Origin of the sequence: Lentzea sp. NPDC006480, from assembly GCF_040611995.1 — a bacterium.
Classification (GTDB): Bacteria; Actinomycetota; Actinomycetes; order Mycobacteriales; family Pseudonocardiaceae; genus Lentzea.
Window position 1 is genome coordinate 42687 of record NZ_JBEXPJ010000024.1, and the last position, 18111, is coordinate 60797.

Annotated in this window: 18 protein-coding genes; all 18 read left to right on the forward strand. The window is 70.8% G+C overall.

All coding sequences use genetic code 11. The annotated features are described in order from the left end of the window. The first annotated feature begins 219 nt into the window (after nucleotides 1–219). The 18 genes from ABZX92_RS12725 to ABZX92_RS12810 all read left to right on the forward strand — a co-directional run bounded on the left by ABZX92_RS12725 (nucleotide 220) and on the right by ABZX92_RS12810 (nucleotide 18106). Nucleotides 220–789, forward strand: a complete 570-nt coding sequence (locus ABZX92_RS12725) for a hypothetical protein (protein WP_355557417.1) — start codon at nucleotides 220–222, stop codon at nucleotides 787–789. 55 nt (nucleotides 790–844) lie between these two features. Further along, nucleotides 845–1417 carry an IniB N-terminal domain-containing protein gene (locus tag ABZX92_RS12730; protein WP_355557420.1) on the forward strand — a complete coding sequence of 191 codons (573 nt, stop codon included), beginning with the start codon at nucleotides 845–847 and terminating at the stop codon, nucleotides 1415–1417. Between the two features lie 6 nt (nucleotides 1418–1423). Beyond that, the gene (locus tag ABZX92_RS12735) at nucleotides 1424–3187 is read left to right on the forward strand and encodes a dynamin family protein (protein WP_355557423.1); all 1764 of its coding nucleotides are present in this window, start codon (nucleotides 1424–1426) and stop codon (nucleotides 3185–3187) included. Continuing rightward, entirely contained in the window at nucleotides 3184–4572 is a 1389-nt protein-coding gene (locus ABZX92_RS12740) for a dynamin family protein (protein WP_355557426.1), read from the forward strand. Before ABZX92_RS12735 ends, ABZX92_RS12740 begins: the two co-directional genes overlap by 4 nt. A gap of 683 nt (nucleotides 4573–5255) precedes the next feature. Next, on the forward strand, nucleotides 5256–7271 hold the full coding sequence (locus ABZX92_RS12745) for a pitrilysin family protein (RefSeq protein ID WP_355557428.1): 2016 nt from the start codon (nucleotides 5256–5258) through the stop codon (nucleotides 7269–7271). Beyond that, on the forward strand, nucleotides 7268–8389 hold the full coding sequence (locus ABZX92_RS12750; RefSeq protein WP_355557431.1) for a hypothetical protein: 1122 nt from the start codon (nucleotides 7268–7270) through the stop codon (nucleotides 8387–8389). Before ABZX92_RS12745 ends, ABZX92_RS12750 begins: the two co-directional genes overlap by 4 nt. Continuing rightward, entirely contained in the window at nucleotides 8386–9330 is a 945-nt protein-coding gene (locus ABZX92_RS12755; RefSeq protein ID WP_355557434.1) for an ABC transporter ATP-binding protein, read from the forward strand. Before ABZX92_RS12750 ends, ABZX92_RS12755 begins: the two co-directional genes overlap by 4 nt. Next, the gene (locus ABZX92_RS12760) at nucleotides 9327–10103 is read left to right on the forward strand and encodes an ABC transporter permease (protein ID WP_355557437.1); all 777 of its coding nucleotides are present in this window, start codon (nucleotides 9327–9329) and stop codon (nucleotides 10101–10103) included. Before ABZX92_RS12755 ends, ABZX92_RS12760 begins: the two co-directional genes overlap by 4 nt. Continuing rightward, on the forward strand, nucleotides 10100–10900 hold the full coding sequence (locus tag ABZX92_RS12765) for an ABC transporter permease (RefSeq protein WP_355557440.1): 801 nt from the start codon (nucleotides 10100–10102) through the stop codon (nucleotides 10898–10900). The genes ABZX92_RS12760 and ABZX92_RS12765 overlap by 4 nt, the downstream gene beginning before the upstream one ends. A 43-nt stretch (nucleotides 10901–10943) precedes the next feature. Beyond that, complete coding sequence (locus ABZX92_RS12770) at nucleotides 10944–12260, forward strand: hypothetical protein (protein WP_355557443.1); 1317 nt, start codon at nucleotides 10944–10946, stop codon at nucleotides 12258–12260. Nucleotides 12261–12286: 26 nt separating this feature from the next. Further along, nucleotides 12287–12967 (forward strand): hypothetical protein, encoded by a 681-nt coding sequence (locus ABZX92_RS12775; RefSeq protein ID WP_355557446.1) that lies wholly within the window; start codon nucleotides 12287–12289, stop codon nucleotides 12965–12967. A 10-nt stretch (nucleotides 12968–12977) separates the two neighbouring features. Then, on the forward strand, nucleotides 12978–13673 hold the full coding sequence (locus ABZX92_RS12780; RefSeq protein WP_355557447.1) for a hypothetical protein: 696 nt from the start codon (nucleotides 12978–12980) through the stop codon (nucleotides 13671–13673). After that, the gene (locus ABZX92_RS12785; protein ID WP_355557450.1) at nucleotides 13670–14347 is read left to right on the forward strand and encodes an alpha/beta hydrolase; all 678 of its coding nucleotides are present in this window, start codon (nucleotides 13670–13672) and stop codon (nucleotides 14345–14347) included. The genes ABZX92_RS12780 and ABZX92_RS12785 overlap by 4 nt, the downstream gene beginning before the upstream one ends. Next, nucleotides 14340–15119 carry a formyltransferase family protein gene (locus ABZX92_RS12790; RefSeq protein ID WP_355557453.1) on the forward strand — a complete coding sequence of 260 codons (780 nt, stop codon included), beginning with the start codon at nucleotides 14340–14342 and terminating at the stop codon, nucleotides 15117–15119. The genes ABZX92_RS12785 and ABZX92_RS12790 overlap by 8 nt, the downstream gene beginning before the upstream one ends. After that, on the forward strand, nucleotides 15116–15982 hold the full coding sequence (locus ABZX92_RS12795) for a hypothetical protein (RefSeq protein ID WP_355557456.1): 867 nt from the start codon (nucleotides 15116–15118) through the stop codon (nucleotides 15980–15982). The genes ABZX92_RS12790 and ABZX92_RS12795 overlap by 4 nt, the downstream gene beginning before the upstream one ends. Further along, nucleotides 15979–17271: an aminotransferase class III-fold pyridoxal phosphate-dependent enzyme gene (locus ABZX92_RS12800; RefSeq protein WP_355557459.1), complete on the forward strand. Its 1293-nt coding sequence runs from the start codon at nucleotides 15979–15981 to the stop codon at nucleotides 17269–17271. Before ABZX92_RS12795 ends, ABZX92_RS12800 begins: the two co-directional genes overlap by 4 nt. Next, complete coding sequence (locus ABZX92_RS12805; RefSeq protein WP_355557462.1) at nucleotides 17268–17936, forward strand: HAD family phosphatase; 669 nt, start codon at nucleotides 17268–17270, stop codon at nucleotides 17934–17936. Before ABZX92_RS12800 ends, ABZX92_RS12805 begins: the two co-directional genes overlap by 4 nt. Beyond that, nucleotides 17924–18106 carry a (2Fe-2S)-binding protein gene (locus tag ABZX92_RS12810; protein WP_355557464.1) on the forward strand — a complete coding sequence of 61 codons (183 nt, stop codon included), beginning with the start codon at nucleotides 17924–17926 and terminating at the stop codon, nucleotides 18104–18106. Before ABZX92_RS12805 ends, ABZX92_RS12810 begins: the two co-directional genes overlap by 13 nt. Nucleotides 18107–18111 lie beyond the last annotated feature (5 nt).

Below are 18111 nucleotides of genomic sequence, written 5' to 3' on the forward strand. Positions count from 1 at the left end.
TAGCGGCGAACAAGGCGGACGTCAGTACACGTACGTCTCATATGGAGTGGTTCAGCCAGAGCGAAATACAGGGGTGAATCCCCTATGACCGTCGCGATCCCGGTGTGCGCGGCCGGTGACGAACCGGGTGCCTCCCAGATGGCACAGGGCTCGCAGCTCCCTAACTTTGTGGCATCCGGTCGAAACGTCGTCCGGCAGAACACGACCAAGGAGCCCGACATGAGCAACCCCATCGACCTCAACGCCTTCCTCGCCGACCTGACCGCCGACCTGGACGTCGACAGCAACCAGGCCGCCGAGCAGCAGGTGCAGTCGGCACAGGTCGCCCCGCAGTCCTCCTCGCAGGACGCCAGGCAGGACCAGGACACGACCACCGCCACGAACACCGAGGGTGGCGACGGCGGCAACGGCGGCATCGCGGTGGCCGGTGACGGTGGCAGCGCGGACGGCGGCAACGGCCTGGGCATCGGTGGCGCCGGCGGTGACATCGACCAGGACGGTCTGGTCAACGTCAACTTCGGCAGCTCCGCCGGTGGCAGCGGGCTCGGCCTCGGCGGCAACGGCGGCGTCGCGGGCAACGGCGGCAACGCCGACGCCGGTGGTGGCAACGGCGGCGACGCGCGTTCCGACGTGGACGTGGACGCCGACCAGGACGCCGACCTGGACTCGAACCAGTTCTCCGACCAGGACGCCGACCAGACCGCGGTCTCCGACCAGGACGCCGACTTCGACCTGGACGTCGACACGCAGATCGACAACGTCCTCGAAGACCTCGACCTGCCCATCTGACGCCGGACCGGCCCCGCCGCCTCGGGGCCGGTCTCCTCGGTGAGGAGACACCACCATGCTGGAAAAGCTCATCGACTTCCTGATGAACATGATGAAGGACCCGAAGGCCCAGCAGGCGTTCGACGAGAACCCGCAGAAGGAGCTGGCGCGAAACGGCCTGTCCGGGGCGACCGACGCCGACGTCCGGGACGCGAAGCTGATCATGGCCGACCGCCCGGCGCCGATGCGGGAGGTGCACCACACCGAGGTCGTGCACGACCGTCCGGTCCAGCACGTCGACCAGACGTTCAACATCGACGACCGAGACGTCACGATCATCGACGACTCGTTCAACTCCGACGACGACACGGAGGTCAACTCCGTCGCCATCCAGGACAACGACACCGAGACCAACGTCGTGCAGGTGAAGGACTCGTTCAACGACATCGACGTGGACAAGGTCGACAAGCCCGACGAGCCCGACGGAACCGGGCCCGCGGACGAGCACGAGCCGGAACCCGAGCCGGAACCGGTCGAGGAGCCGGTGCTGGACGTGCACCCGGAGCTGGACCACGAGCCCGTGCTGCTGGACGAACCCGAGCCCGTGGAAGAGCCAGAGCCGGACCCCGTCGACAGCCTGGCGGGGTGACCCCCGGTGCCCACCTCACCCCAGCAGGCGATCGAGCTCGCGCTGGCCACCATCAAGCGCTACGAGCGTCCTGACCTGGAGCAACGCCTGCACCAGGCCAGGGCCCGGCTCGCCGACGACCAGGTCCGCCTGCTGGTCGTCGGCGAGTTCAAGCAGGGCAAGAGCATGCTGGTCAACGGCCTCGTCGGGGCGCCGGTCTGCCCGGTGTCCGACGACGTCGCCACCGCCGTGCCGACCGTGGTGAGGCACGCGGAGACGCCGGTCGTGACGCTGGTGCGGGCCGAGGGACGCACCGAGGTGCCGCTGGAGGAGCTGCCGGCGTTCGCCTCGGAGGAGGGCAACCCGGGCAACCGCGAACGCCTCCTGCACGTCGAGGTCGGCCTGCCGCGGCCGCTGCTGGCCGAGGGGCTGGTGCTCGTCGACACACCCGGTGTCGGCGGGCTCAGCTCGGTGCACGGCGCCGCCACGATGGCCGCGCTGCCGTCTGCGGACGCGGTGCTGCTGGTGTCGGACTGCTCGCAGGAGTACACGGCGCCGGAGCTGGAGTTCCTGAAGCAGGCCATGGCGGTGTGCCCCAACGTCGCGTGCGTGCTCACCAAGACCGACCTGTACCCGGAGTGGCGCTCGATCGCCGACCGCGACCGGCAGCACCTGGCGGACGCGGGCATCAAGGCCGAGGTGTTCACCGTGTCGTCGACTCTGCGGTGGCACGCCCTGCAGTCCGGCGACCAGGAGGTGAACACCGAGTCGGGCTATCCGCCGTTGGTGACCTACCTGCGCAAGAAGGTCGTTGCCCAGGCTGATCTGCTGGCACGCCGTTCGACGTTGCACGACGTGCTGACGGTGATCGGGCAGGTCGTGGACAGTCTGCGAGCCGAGCAGACCGCGCAGGAGAACCCGGAGTCGGTGCAGCAGCTGATCCGGGAGCTGACCGAGGCCGAACAACGCGCGGCGGGCCTGAAGGAACGTTCGGCGCGCTGGCAGCAGACGTTGAGCGACGGCGTGGCCGACCTCAACGCCGACGTCGACTACGACCTGCGCGACCGGATGCGCGAGATCGTCCGCGAGGCCGAGGACGCTTTGCTGGCAGGCGATCCGCAGAAGATCTGGGACCAGTTCTCGGTGTGGGCGCAGCAGGCGGTGACGTCCGCGGTGTCGGCGAACTCGGTCTGGGCCACGCAACGAGCCCGCTGGCTGGCCAAGCGCGTCGCGGAGCACTTCGACTCGGACCGCGAGCAGATGTTGCCGGCGTTGCGCGTCGGCACCTCCGACCCGCTGCGGTCGGTGCCGGAGCTCGCGGTGCGCGAGTCGGACAAGTTCGGCATCGGCAGCCGCCTGCTCACCGGTCTGCGCGGCGGCTACGGCGGCCTGCTGATGTTCGGCCTGATCGGCTCGGTGATCGGCCTGACGCTGATCAACCCGCTCTCGGTCGGCGCGGCGTTGTTGCTGGGCGGCAAGGGAATCGTGGACGAGCGCAAGCGGATCACCACGAAACGCCAGAACGACTGCAAGGTGGCGCTGCGCAAGTACGTGGACGACGTGTCGTTCCACGCGGGCAAGGACTCCCGCGACATGCTGCGCGGCCTGCAACGCGATCTGCGCGACCACTTCACGACGCTGGCCGAGCAGCTGAAGCGTTCGCTGACGGAGTCGATCCAGGCGGCGCAGAAGTCCGTGAAGGCCTCGCAGGGCGACCGCGACGCGCGGCTCGCCGAGATCAAGACCGAGCTGGCCGCCCTGGAGCGCGTGGTGAAGCAGGTGACGGCATGATCACCGACGAGGTGCGGCGGGTGCTGCTCGCCGCCGTCGACCTGTACCCGCAGGCTTCCGAAGTGTTGCGCCGCCAGCTGATGCGGCTCGACGAGCCGTTGCGGGTGGCGATCGCGGGCAAGGTGAAGGCGGGCAAGTCGACGTTGCTCAACGCCCTGGTCGGCGAGGAGATCGCGCCGACCGACGCGGGGGAGTGCACGAAGGTCGTCACCTGGTACCGCGACGGCCCTTCGCCGCGCATCGTCCAGTTCCCCCAAGGCAAATCGCTCCCGGTGGTCCGCCGCGACGGCGCGTTGGAGATCGCGCTGGACGGCCCGGCGGACCGGCTCGTGGTCGACTGGCCGTCGCAGTCCCTGCGGTCGACCACGCTGATCGACACACCCGGAATCGCGTCGCTGACCACCGCGAACTCGTTGCGCACCACTCATTTCCTGGCGCCGGAGGACTCTCCCAGCGAGGCCGACGCGGTCATCTACCTGATGCGGCACCTGCACTCGGCCGACGCTAACTTCCTGGAGTCGTTCCGCGACCAGGGCGTCGCACGAGCCACCGCGATCAACACGGTCGCGGTGATCTCGCGGGCCGACGAGATCGGTGGCGGCAGGGTGGACGCGATGATCTCGGCGCGGGGCATCGCCGGCCGCTACCGCGCCGACTCCTCGTTGCAGGGCTTGTGCCAGAACGTCGTGGCCGTCGCCGGTCTGCTGGCCTTCGCCGGGCGTTCGTTGCGGCAGAACGACTTCGTTGCACTGTCGGCGCTCGCCGCGTTGCCACGGGAAGAGCTGGAGGCGTCACTGCTGTCCGCTGACCGGTTCGTGGACGGCTCGGTGGAACGGCGGGCGCTGCTGGGGAGGTTCGGCGTCTTCGGCATCCGGCTGGCGGTGACGTTGATCAGACAGGGCGTGACCGAACCGTCGGCGCTCGCCGCAGAACTGGTGGCGCGCAGTGGTCTGCTCGAACTGCAGAAGGTGCTGCACACCCAGTTCAGCGAACGCCGCCACCTGCTCAAGGCGCGTTCGGCGTTGCTGGCACTGGACGGCGTGCTGCGCTCGGTCGGCGACTCGCGGCTGACCGGCGCGGTCGAGCGGATCCTGGCGGGCACGCACGAGTTCGCCGAGCTGCGGCTGCTCAGCGCGTTGCGGTCGGGCGCGGTGAAGGTGCCCGACGCGGAGCTGGCCTCGCGGCTGCTGGGCGACGAGGGCGCGCATCCGCTGGTGCGCCTGGGGTTGCCGCGCGGCTCCGGCCCTGGCGAGGTGGGACGGGCCGCGTTCGCCGCGTTGCAGCGGTGGCAGCGGCACGCCGAGAACCCGATGCTCACCAGGCGTTCCGCCGACGCGTGCCGGGTGCTGGTCCGCACCTGCGAGGGACTGCTGGCTCGGCGCTAGACGGTCGCCGGGCCGTATGTCCGAAAAGGCACATCAACTGGGTTTCCAGTTGCTCGGTGCAGGCCCACGGAGAGTACTTCTGGCGGTTCAGGGATGAGAAACCGCAGCTCGCAGGCCTGGTTGTCTCGTATGGCACCCATTGGTCCAGACTAATTTCCGGGAAGTTCGCCAGAGCGCTTGCCGTCGGCGGAGAGCGTCACTACGGTGAAAGAAGCGTTGATCAACGGTGATCCGCGTTGGGGAGCGGGATGTTTCCCGCATTGTCCGAAATGCATCGCCTGGGGGCTAAGTTGCATCGGAACGGATTTTGTTGCGCAGGAAGAACTCGCGGGCGATCGCCCGGCCTGTGACGGCACGACGCTCTGGGGTGAGCTGCGTCGTTCGTCCAGTTGGAACTCATCGCCTCGTCCGAGGCTGACCAGCACTGACATCGGTCTGTCCACGTGCGACAGACCGCGAACCGTGCTGCCCACAAGCGGGTCCGGTGGGGTGGTCCTGCCGTGACCGACCGAGTTTCTCCTGTGTTCTCAGGGGGATCGCTCGAAATCGAGGGGAGGAGGGGACATGACGCGCAACCACATTGCCAACCTTCGGCCGAAGGTCGTCGTGAAGGGCAAGGGCAAGTAAGCCCTCCGGTGCGGGCCGCTCCGGCGGCCCGTACCACCATCCACAGGAGAAGGAACGTGTTCGAAGTACGTGCATTGCCCAACGGCACCACTCTGATGCTCGACGGCACGCTCGGGGTCCGCAGTGTCACGGTGTGCGTTGCGCTGCACGTCGGCTCGCGTGACGAGCGGGCGGACGAGAACGGCTTGACGCACATGCTCGAGCACGTCGTGATGTCCGGGCCGTCCGCGGACGGCCCGTCGGTGAGCAAATGGGCCGACACGGTCGGCGGGCAGACCAACGCCTCGACCTTCCTCGACCTCGTGGTCTTCTGGGCGCGCGTGCCACCGGAGCACGGCGCGGAGTGTGCCGCGCGGCTCGCATCCGCGGTGTCCGATCCACTGTGGACCGACGAGCTGTGCGCGAGCGAACGGCTGGTGGTCCTGCAGGAACTGCTGTCCGGGGCCGCGGACCCGGTGGACGTCGTCAACGCGGGCTTCTACCGCGCGCTCTTCGACGGGCATCCGCTCGGACGTCCCGTCGGCGGATCGGCCGAGCACCTTCCGGAGTTCACCGCGGACCGCCTGCTCGAGGCGCATCAGGAGTGGGTGACGAGCGCGGACCTGACGGTGACCGTGGTGGGGCCCGCGGAGCTGTTCGACGAGCTGACGGCCCTCCTGGCCGCAAGCCCGCTCGGCACGGTCGAACGCAAGCCGTCGCCACCGGACAGAACACGGCCGCCGACCGCTCACCGACCCGCGGGCGACACCCCGCTCGCCGATCCCGAGGCCGAGTACGCCTACGTCGCGATCGGCGGCAGGGGAGCCGACCACGACGACGAGCTGTGGGGCGCTTTCCAGCTGCTCACCGCGGCGATCGGTGGCACGCCGGGATCGATGCTGTACGACGCCGTGCGCGGCGAACGCGGGCTGAGCTACCAGTTCCAGTCGGTGCACTCCGCCTACAGCGACTGCGGCGTGTGGCGGGTCGTGGCGGGTGCGGAACCCGCCGCCGTCACCGAGGTCGGCAGGATCGTCCGGGCCTGCCTGGAGACCGTGGCCGCGGGAGAGATCGACGAGCACGTGATCACGGCGGCGCGACGGCAGGCGCTCGGCTCGGTGTTGCTGGACAACGAGGATCCGGTGGCACTGGCGTTCCTCGACACGTTCTTCGCCTCCGACGCCGCGAAGGGAGCACCGGTCGAGCTGTCGCACCGGCTCATCGCGGCCGCCACCGGCGAGCAGCTCGCCAGGGCCGCGCGGCGGGTGCTGGACACCTGGACCTGTGTCGTGGCACCGCCCGCACGCGACCACCGGACCGCGCTGGTGAGAGGCGGACTGCTCGACGACGTCGCGGACACGCTCGTCGCACAGGGACACACCGCGGCCATCGGCCCGCACGTGGTGGTCATCAGCCCGGAAACCGAGGCGCTGACCGGAGAGCAGCGCGCACTCGTGTCGTTCGGCGCCGAGCACGTCGGGCTCGCGGAGCTCCGCCGGGAGATCGCGGCTCGCCATCCCGAGGCGACCAGCGGTGTTCTGAAGCTGCCCGCGCACAGCCCGGCGGCACCTGAGCTCGTGCCGCACATGCGGTACCTGCGGGCGGGCGACCCCGGCGAGCCCGCCGCGGAACCGGGGTGGACCGTCCTCCCGATGGCGGAGCAGGACGCCGAGGACGTGCGAAAGCTGCTGTGCGAGGCCCTGCGCGTCGGTTACCGGCAGCACGCCGACGAACGGTTGATCGGCGACCACGTCGACGCGGTGCTGGCCGGCGAGGACACGACGGTCTTCGTGGCGCGCGAGAACGGCGTCTTCGCCGGACACGCCACGCTCGTGCCGGACGAGGACGAGCTGACCGGTGAACGGCGCTGGGAGATGCTCGACATGTTCGTGCTGGAACCGTGGCGCGGCAGCCCGGCGAGCCGCCTGCTCAGCGCGGCGGCGGCCGCGCACGCCCACACCACCGGACTGCCGCTGTACGGCCACGTGTCGGGCAGCGGTGAGGAAGCCGACCTGGTGCACGCGCGCCTGGCCGCCGGAGGATGGGCGCCCGCGTTCGGCTACTGGGTGCTCCCGCTGGAGGGCGCGCGATGACCCGCCTCACCGCAGACCACGTCGTCGAGCTCGCCCGGTCGTGGTTCCCCGAAGCCGCGGACAACCCGCACACCATGCTGGGCGTCCTGCGCAAGCGCACACCCGCCTTCGTACCCGCCTGGCTCAGCGCCCTGGACGTCACCGGTGTCGCCCTGCGGCCGGAACACCACGCGGAGCTGGCGACGGCACGCGACCGGGTGACGACGATGCGCGCGCTGACCGAGGCCCTCGTGGCGAAGTTCCCCGAGGCACAACCGCTCAAGGGCGTGGCGGTGGTCGACCGCTATCCCGCCGGCGTGGTGCGCACGATGAACGACGTGGACGTCGTGGTGCCCGACATCCGTACTTTGTGGACACTCGCCGAGTGGCTGCGCGACGAGCTCGGCCTCACGATCGTGAAGGCCCTGTCGGCGTTCGGCGCCGACGACGGCGGACCCGTCGGCCTGTTGCTCAGCCTGGAGGCGCCGCCGGTGCACCCGTTGGCGCAACGGGTGAACGTCGAGATCACCACGCACGCGTGGCTCGGTGACGCGGGCGCCGTCCGTCCACGAAGGACGCTTCCAGGCGATGGCTTCGGTCTGCCCGAACAACTTCTGATGATCGTGGCGGAAAGGCTCGAAGGCCCGTTCGGTCTCAAGGACGTGCTGGACGGTGCCGTGCTGCAGCGCGAGCTGTCGGCGGCGGAGTCCGAGCGGCTCGTCGCCTCGGCCGCCGAGCTGGGCGTGCTGCCGCACCTCGCGGAACTGCGCCGGCACATCACCGAGCACGGGCTCGGGCCGGACCTCCCGACACCACGGCCCCGCCGGACGGTGCTCGGCCGCGGTGTCGCGCAGGTCGCGCGCGGACCACTCGTCGCCGCGTTGCGCCACCTCCAGCGCGCCGAGGCGTTCCCCGGCCCGTTCGCCGGTCAGCGGCGGTGGATGTGGCGAGCCGTCGAGAGCGTGCTGCCCACGGCCGCGCCCCTGCGCCGCAGGCTGTGGGCGTACGGGGTGCCCGTGACCGGCACGGCACCCGAGGTGCTGCGCACGCCGTTCGGCTCGTTCCTGATGGTCGGCTCGGCCGCGGTGGGCGAACACTGGCTCCGAGTCCCCGGTGTCGATTTCGAGGTGGCGCAATGACAGAACCCGCGGTCGTCGTCCGGTCGCTGGTCCGCGAGTACGGCAGGAGCAAGCCGAGACGCGCTCTCGACACGCTCGACCTGGACGTGCAGACCGGCGAGGTGCACGGTCTGCTCGGGCCGAACGGCGCGGGCAAGACGACGCTATGCAAGATCCTCTCCACGGTCCTGCTGCCGACCTCGGGCGAGGCGCTGGTCGGCGGCCACGACGTGGTGCGCGCGGCACAGGCAGTGCGGTCGCTGGTGGGCATCGTGCTGGGCGGCGAACGCGGCCTCTACACCCGGCTCTCACCACGGCAGAACCTGCGGTACTGGGCCGCGCTGTACGGCGTGACCGGCAGGCAGGGCAGGCAGCGGGCGGACGAGCTGCTCGACCGGGTCGGTCTCACCGACCGCGCGGACGAGCGGGTCGAGACCTTCTCCCGCGGCATGAAGCAACGCCTGCACCTGGCCAGGGGTCTGGTCGGCGATCCGAAGGTCGTGCTGCTCGACGAGCCCACGGTCGGCATGGACCCGGTGGCGGCACGGGAGTTCCGCACGCTCGTCGCCCAGCTGCGCGACGAGGGCCGCACGCTGCTGATCACGACCCACGACATGGCGGAGGCCCAGGCCGTGTGCGACCGGGTGTCCCTCATCGACAACGGCCGCCTCGTCGGCACGGCCGACCCGCGCACCATCGGCGACTGGATCTCGCAGTACGAACGCGTGACCGCCTGGCACGTCCCGGACGAGGCCGTCGAACGGCTGCGCGCGCTGCCCACCGTGAGCGCCGTGCACTCGGCCGAGGGCGGGAGCGTCCGCGTGGAGACGAACGCGACGGGTGCGGTCGCCGACGTGCTGCGACTGCTGGCCGACGCGGGAGTCACGGAGGTCGCGACGGGCCGGCCGACCCTGGAGGAGGTCTACCTCCACGTGGTGGGCGACCGGGGGCTGGTCGTGTGAGCGTCGTCAGGACCGCGGCCGAGGTCGCGCGCTTCCAGGCCACGGTGCTCCGGCGGTCGCCGGGCGACCTCATGGTCCTGGTCAACACCCCGCTGCTGACGGTGATCTTCCTGGCCATCACCCGGCACGCCGGGCGCACCGACCTCGACGCCTACTCCGTGCTGGCTCCCGCGGTCATGGCGCTGTGGTCGATGGCGGTGATCGTCAGCGGGGAGATCATCTCGCGGGACCGCGCGGCGGGCACGCTGGAACTGCTGCTGGCCAGTCCGGCGAGCATCACCCTGGTCGTGTCGGTCCGCATCCTCGTGGTGACGGTGGTCAGCCTGGTCGCGCTCGCGGAGGCGTGGCTCGTGGCGACGTTCGGTTTCGGGGTGCGCCTGGTGATCCACCACCCCGCGGCCTTCGGCGTGACGTTGCTCGTGACCGCGGCCGCGACGGCGGGGTGGGCGAGCGCGATGAGCGGGATCTTCGTGCTGGCGAGGTCCGCCCGCACGTTCCAGAACTCGATCAGCTACCCGTTCTTCCTGCTGGGCGGCGTGGTGGTGCCGACCTCGCTGTTGCCGGGCTGGCTGCAGCCGGTGTGCGACGCGGTGTACCTGTCGTGGGCCAGCGATCTGCTGCGCGACGCCACGAAACCCGCGGCGGTGACGAGCTTCGGTGGCCGTCTCGGCGTCGTCGCACTGCTCGGGCTGGCCGGGTTCGCCCTGGGGCACGCACTCCTGCGAGCCACCGCGAAACGGGTGCGCGGCACCGGGGAGGTGGCGTTCGCGTGAGCCTCACCGCACGACTGCAGGTGATCCGGTACGCGCTGATGTCCGGAATCGCCGACTTCTCCGTGATCTACACCTGGAAGACGTGGACGCTCGGCTGGTTGTCCAGGGTGCTCGCCCAGGTCGCCTTCTTCGCCGTCATCGGCCTGCTGCTCAACGACGAGAACGCGACGCGGCACCTCCTGATCGGCAACGCCGTCGTCATGGTCGCCGTCGAGGCGTTCTTCGTGTGCGCCTCGACGGTGTGGGAACGCCAGGCGGGCACGTTGCCGTTGCTCGTCGCGGCTCCCGCGAGCGCGCTGCTGACGTTCACCGGCCGCAGCCTCTTCTGGGTGGGCAGCGGCACCGCGACCGCGTCGGTGGCGTTGTTCGCGCTGTCACCGGTGTTCGGGATACCGCTGCCGATGCCGGCCGCGCTGCTGGCCGTACCGCTGATCCTGCTGGTGGGTCTGAGCACCTACTGCTTCGGCCTGGTGCTCAGCGGGATCGTGCTGCGGTTCATGGAGGCGCGCAACGTCGTGTCCAACGTCGCCCACCTGAGCGTCATGGCGCTGTGCGGGGTGCAGGTGCCCGTCACGTTCTGGCCGGGCTGGGTGCAGGCCGTCGCGAGCGTGCTGCCGGTGAACCACGGGCTCGCCGCGATCCGGGGGTTGCTCGACGGTGTGCCGGCGCAGGTCGTGATCACCCAGGCGGCGCTGGAGGTCGCGGTCGGCGCGGGGTGGTTCGCCGTCGCCGCGCTGACTTTCCGGCACTTCGTCGAGCAGGGGCGGAAGGACGGGTCCATCGAGTTCGGCGGGTGAGGTGCGAGAGCAGGGAAGAGACGAACACTTGGGGGACGAGCAGATGGCATGGCGGACACTTGCGGTGAACCGGGTGCTGCGCCCGGACGGCCTGCACGCGCAGACGGCGTCGTGGGACGGAGACGCGCTCACCGTGGACGGGGGCGTCCCGGCGGGTGAACTGTCCACAGGAGACGGTTACTTCGTCCCCGGGCTGCCCGTGGAGATGCACTGTCATGGCATGGGGGCGGTGGACTTCTCCGACTTCGCCACCCTGGACCTGGTGGAACTCAACTCCACCTCCGCGGCAGAGGGCGTGCTGTGCGTCCCGACCCTCTACCTGCGGCACGACCGGCTGGACGAGTTCGTCGCGTTCATGCGCACGTTCGACGAGCTGCGCCGGCGAGGACTGCTGCCCTACGTCCCCGGTGTGGCGCTCGAAGGGCCGCTGCTGGCGAGCCACGGTGGCACCCCGGCCGCGACCGTGTGGCCGCCCACCAAGCGGGAGTGGGAGATCCTCGCCGGGCTCGGCCGGCTCGGGCTGGTCTACGTGGTGATGTCGCCCGACGCGCTCACCCCCGGCTCCGACCTGCACGACCGGCTCGACCGCGACCACCCGGACATGGCGTGGATCGTGCGGATGCTCGTGGAGAACGGCGTGCGTCCCGCGCTCGGCCACTTCACGCGCAGCGATCCGTCCGGTTCCGCCGCGCTGGTGAACGACCTCGTGGCGACGGCGTGGGAGACGGAGACCGATCTCGTCGGCGCTCGCGTGGTGACCGACCACCTCTTCAACGACATGCCGTTGACCATCAAGCACTCGTTCCGCACCCGCCGGGCACGTGCCGAGAGGGACGCCACGATCGCGGCGTACGACCTGTCGTCGTGGAACCTCGCGGACCTGCCGGAGCAGGTCGGGCCGGTCCCGGCCGCGATCATGCGGCTGTGCTACGAGGGCCTGGTGTCGTCGTGCATCAACTTCGACGGTGAACACGTCGACCTCACGATCGCCAAACGCGCGGTCGAGGTCATCGGCGGGCGCAACATCATGCTGATGACCGACCGCTGCGACTCGGCGCGGCTCGGCGGCCAGCAGCTGGCGCGCGGCACGGAGAACTCCCTGTGGTACCAGGACGGCGGGATCGTCGCGGCCGGGTCGCAGCCGCTCGACCAGCAGATCGCGAACGCGCGGTCGGTCGGCGTGGGCGAACCGCTGCTGTGGGACCTGATCTCGTTCACGGCCTACGACGCGCTGGGCCTCGACCGCGACCCGTGGCTCGGCCCGTCGGGGTCCGGGTGTTTCGTGCTGCCGTCCGACGGCGGCCCGCGCCGCACCGCGGTGCTGTCCGGTCCCGCCGAGCCGGCTCACGCGCCGCGCTGATTTTCGCATCTGGGGAAGGAAGTCTCATGATCGACGTGCTGGACAAGCTCGACCTGGACTGGTCGGACCTGCCGAAGACCCACGAGGTGACGAGCGCGCTGCTCGCCGAGCTCGCCGAGGACAAGGACACGCTGCGGTTGCTCGTCGACCGCGTGCGGGAAGAGCAGTCCCTGATGGCGATGTGCGAGCGGCACCGGCTGCTCGACAAGATCGTGGTGTACGACGGTGGTGAACGGGGGTTCCGGCTGCGGGTGCACATCTCCACCCGTGAGCACCGCGACCGGCCGCACGACCACAGGTTCTCGTTCACCAGCCGGATCCTCACCGGCCGCTACCGGCACACCCGGCACGACCTCGTCGGCGAGCTGGACGAGTCGGTGCCCTGGCACGTCCAGGACGACGTCGACGCGAGGCTGTCCGAGGCTCGCGCCGTGCCGATGTTCGTGACCCACCAGACCGCCGGCAGCACGTACTCGTTGCACCACACCGAAGTCCACACCACGTTCACCACGCCGGGGACGGTGTCGCTGTTCCTGCGCGGGCCCGCGGAGAAGGACCGTTCGCTGATCACCGAGCGCGAGACCGGCCGCCTGTGGTGGCGCTACGGCGCGGACAAGGAGAAGACGGAGCGCCGGGTCGCGAAGGCCATGGAGCGCACCGAGTTCGAGGACCTGGTCGGTCAGCTGAACCGGCTCGAGATCATCTGAGGGGGCGGGGATGACCACGACGACCACGACGACCGCGACCGGTCTCAGCGAGGACCAGGTTCTCGAGATCATGCACGGCCTGCCCGCCGTCGACTGGGACGACCTCGAGGCGGCGCACGAGATCACCTCGCAGGTCGCGCATCGCATCGGCGACGACCGCGCACTGCTGCGGGCGCTGGTGGACCGCGTTCCCGGGGTCGAGGCGCTGCGGCAGAAGTGCGAGATCCACACGCTCGACGACAAGATCGTCATCTGGGACGCGCCCGACAAGGGGCTGCGGATCAGGTTGCGCCTCGCGAACGTCAAGCAGTACGAGCGGGTGCACAACCACCGGTTCTCGTTCACCGCGTACCTGTTGCACGGCAAGTACTACCACACGATGTACGCGACCGATCAGCCGTTGGACGAGACGGCGGACGTGACGCGGTTCTGGCCGCGGTTCGTCCGCGAGGAGCGCGCCGGTGACGTGCTGACGTTGCATCACAACCAGCTGCACACCACGCTGACCGATCCGGACACGATCTCGCTGATGATCCAGAGTCCCGCCCAGAAGCGGCGCGCGTTCATGATCCGCAAGTCGGACGGGCACGTGTGGTGGCGGCTCGGCGCGGCCGACGAGGACGAGGCGCGCAAGCAGGAGATCAGGATGAGCGACGAGCGGTTCGCGCACTGGCGGGCCCGGCTCGCGGAGCTCGATCTGCTGTGAGGCGGTGGGCTTACGGCACGGCCGCCCAGCAGTTCGTCGAGGTCTCCGGCTCCGGCGACCTCGGCGTTGTTCTGGTGCACGGCGGTTTCTGGCGGGCGGAGAAGACCGTCGACAGCCTGCACCCCGTCGTGGAGGACCTCGCCGGGCACGGTCTTGTCGTCGGCAACGCCGAGTACCGCACGGTGGACCACGGCCACGAGTGGCCCGCGTGCCTCGACGACGTGGTCGAGGCGACCCGTTGTTTCGGGCGCGCGACCGGTGTTCCGCTCACCCGGACCGTCCTCATCGGACATTCGGCGGGCGGCCAGCTGGCGCTGCTGGCCGCCCGGTCGCTGCCCGGCCTCGGCGGGGTCGTGGGGCTGGCGGCGTTGGCGGACCTCGAGACCGCCGCCGCGGACGACCTGGGAGAGGGCGCGGTGGCCGCGCTCGGTGCCGAGCCCGCCGCGGTGTCTCCGTTGCGTCACCCGGCGGACACCAAGGTCGTCCTCGTGCACGGTGATGCCGACCAGACGGTGCCCTTCGCGCAGTCGGAGTCGTACGCGGCGGCGTGGTCCGCGCGGCTGGTCGCCGTCCCCGGCGCGCGGCACATGCACCTGGTGAAGCCGGAACGTCCGGCCTGGCCGGTGGTGCGCGCCGAGATCCTGTCCCTGACCGAGGAGCTGAGTCGTGGCTGAGCCATTGCTCGACGGCAGAACCGCACCGCTGCGGGTCGCGGTGCTCGTCTCCGCGACGGGCGCGAACCTCACCACGCTGCTGGAGCTGTCCCGCGACCGGCCGGACGTCCTCGAGGTCGTCCTGGTCGCCTCGGACCGGCGCGGGACGCCCGCTCTCGACGTCGCGCGCGCCGCGGGGGTCGAGGCGTGGCCGGGAGACTTCGAACGCGAGTGCGGCCGGTTCTCCGAGTGCCGCACCGACGCCGACCGAGCGCGGTACCGCGATCTCGCCGAGGCGTTCCACGACCGGCTGGCCGACCGCGTCGAGGAGTTCGAGCACGCACGCGGTGAGATCGACCTGGTCGTGCTCGCCTACCACCGCTGGATCCACGGACGCCTGCTGAAGAAGTTCGACCGCCGCGTCGTGAACCAGCACCCCGGCGATCTCGCGAGCCTGCGCCCCGACGGCACCAGGGCGTTGGTCGGCCTCGATCCGGTCGGTGACGCGCTGCGCCGCGGTGACCGGGCGACGCGGACGTCGACCTTCCTGGTCGACGCGAGCCACGACGGCGGACCGGTGCTGGCGCAAGGCCCCGAGGTGCCCTACGAGGGCGGCTCGCACGCCGAGCACGAGCTCCGGCAGAAAACCCTGAGCGACCGCCCCGCCCTCCGGTTCGCGGTGACCGCGCTCGCCGAGGGGCGCTACGGGATCGACCGGCGAACGCATCCGGACGGCAGCGCGGTCGTGCTGCTGGACGGACAGCCGCTGCCGTTGGGAGGAATGAAGCTGTGACGTACTCCGACGTGCCGGGGGCGGTGGTCGCCGAGCTCACCCGCAGCCGGGAGAAGGTCGCCCACTACCTCGTCGACCCGTACTTCCGCGCGGGCCTGCGCCGGGTGGACCTGAGCACGGTGGCCGGTCTCACGTTCGTGGTGCTCAAACCGGACGCGGTCGCCGGGCGGCGCCTGGAACCCGCACTGGAAGCACTGCGGGACAACGACTTCATCGTGGCGGGCGCGTGGACGTTCCGGTTCACCCCGCTGCTCACCCGCGAGGTGTGGCGATACCAGTTCAACATCGCGAGCTGGGACCGCGCCGCGGTGGTCGACCTGTTGCTGCCGAGCACGGACAGCCTGCTGCTGGTGCTGCGCGACCGCACCTGGACGCCCGGCGCGCAGCCCGCCGCGTCCCGGCTCTCGGCGTTGAAGGGATCGGCGGACCCGGCCCGCCGGCGCCCGGACGACCTGCGCAGCCGGCTGAACGGCCCGACCACGCTGTTCAACTTCCTGCACACCGCCGACGAACCCGCGGACGTGGTGCGGGAGCTGGGTCTGCTGGAGCTCGCGACCGGTCTGTCCATCTTGGACTCGTTGACGGGGGAGGCCGATCCGTCGGCGCTCGTCGCCCGGTTGCACGACGAGGTGCCGGCACACGACCTGGACCGGGAGCGGAGCTGGACCCGCCTGGCCGCGCGGCCGGACTACGCCGGCATCGCCCGGCGCCGGGCGTGGCGCGAGCTGCTGGAGGTGCCTCCCGCGGCCGGCGCGCTGTGGGACGTGCTGTCCGTCCTCACCGCCGAGATCGACTGCAACGTGCCGGGACTGGAGCCGCTGGTGCCGACGATCGGTGCCGCGATGTGGGAGGTGAGCGCATGACGGCGTCGCTGCCGGCGGAGATGGCGGCGGGGGACCTGGTCTACCGGACACCGCCCGACGTTCGCTTCGAGCGCGCGGAAGGCGTGCGGCTCTACGACGAGTCGGGCCGTGAGTACCTCGACGCCGAGGCCGCGAACGGGTCGCTGTCCTGGGGGTACGACTCGTCGATCGTCCGCGAGGCGTGCCTGCGCACCATGTCGATGCCGGCGCTGCCGTCGTTCTGCGAGTCGACGCTGAGGGTGCGCGTGGTGCGGCGGCTCGCGGAGCGGATCAGCGCCGCGGTCGGCGCCCCCGGCAGGGTCGCGCTCGAGCTCGGTGGGGCACAGGGCATCGAGATGGCGATGCGGATCGTCGCCGCCAACCGCGGCGGTGGACCGATCATGACGTTCCAGGGCGGTTACCACGGCCGGTCGCCGTTCACCGCGCACCTGAGCGCCAGCGCCCGCTACCGGGCCGTGCAACCGTGGTCCGGTCCCGACGTCGTGCGGCTGCCGTACCCCGACTGCCGGACGTGCTCGTTCTCCACCGGCGACGGCTGCAACCCGGCCTGCGCGGCCGCCGTCGAACGGCTCGGCCACGACGACCTGTTCGGCGTGCCGCGGACCGGGGTCGCCGCGCTGGTCCTCGAACCGCTGCTCAACGTCGGCGGCTGCGTCGTGCCGGACAGCGCCCACCTGCGTCGCGTCGTCGACCACGTGCGGTCGCTGGGCGGGCTGATCGTCGTCGACGAGATCTTCACCGGCATGCACCGGCTCGGCCACGAGTGGGGCTTCCAGCTGCACGGCATCGAGCCGGACATCGTCGTGGCGAGCAAGGCCCTGACCAACGGCGTGACGGCGTTCAGCTGCGTCTGGGCCCGGGAACCGCTGGCGAGCCCGGAGATCTTCCCACCTGGCAGCCACTCGTCGACGTTCGCGGGCAACCCGCACTCGCTGGCGGTGGTGGACACGGTGCTCGACCGCTGGCAGGACTGGCCGGAGGCACGGCAGGACGTCGCACACCTCTCGACCGTGCTGACGAAAGCCCTGGGAGAGCTGCGCAACGACGTCATCACCGGTGTCTCGGTGACCGGCGCGCTGGCGAAGGTGGATCTCGCCGGGCCTTACGCGTCCCGGGTCCGCGCGCTCGCGACCTCGGACCCCGGCCTGCCCGGACTGCTGCTGGCGAGCACCGGGATGGCGCCGTCCACGGTGATCCTGCACCCGCCGCTCGTCACCTCCGAGGAAGATCTCCGGCAGATGGCGGCGCTGCTGGGCGCCGCGCTGGACCGAGTGGAGTGCGAGACATGACCGCGTTGTTCGACGGCTGGCGCCCGGAAGCAGTCGTGTTCGACTGCGACGGCTTGTTGATGGACACCGAGCCGTGCTGGACGATCGCGGAGACCGAGATCTTCGCCCGCCGCGGGCTGCCGTTCGGTCCCGACCAGAAGGCACTGGTGATCGGCAAGTCGGTGCAGGCGGCGGCGCTCGCGATGGCGGAGGCGTTCGGTGAGAGCGGCCGCGGCCCGCAGCTCGAGACCGAGCTGCTCGGCCTGGTCACCGAGGTCGTGTCCGCCAAGGCCGAGGCGATGGCGGGTGCGCACGAGATCGTGGCCCTGGCCGCGGCGGGCGCGTCCATCGCGGTGGCGAGCAACTCGCCGCGCGCGCTGCTCGACGCCGCGCTGGACCGCGGCGGGTTCACCGGGGTCTTCCCGGTGGTCGTGGCCGCCGACGAGGTGCAGAACCCGAAACCGGCGCCCGACATGTACCTGGAGGCCTGCCGGCGTCTCGGCGTCCTGCCGCGGGACGCGCTGGCGTTCGAGGACTCGATGACGGGACTGCGCTCGGCCCAGGCCGCGGGCATCCGGACGGTGGGGGTGCCGACGCTGACCGATCGGGAGTTCCCGGCCGAGGTGGTGGTGCCGTCGTTGCGCGACCAGGCGTTGCTCGACTGGATCAGTGGATGGACGACGTGACGTACGACCCGGTCATCTGCGTGTGCGCGCACGTCACAGAGGACGTGATCATCTCGGCGATCGGCCGGGGCGCGCGGACTCTGGAAGCCGTGCGCGTGGCGTGCCAGGCGAACACCGGGTGCGGGGGCTGCGCGGGCGACATCGAGGAGCTCCTCGAGGACTTCGCCTGACCCGA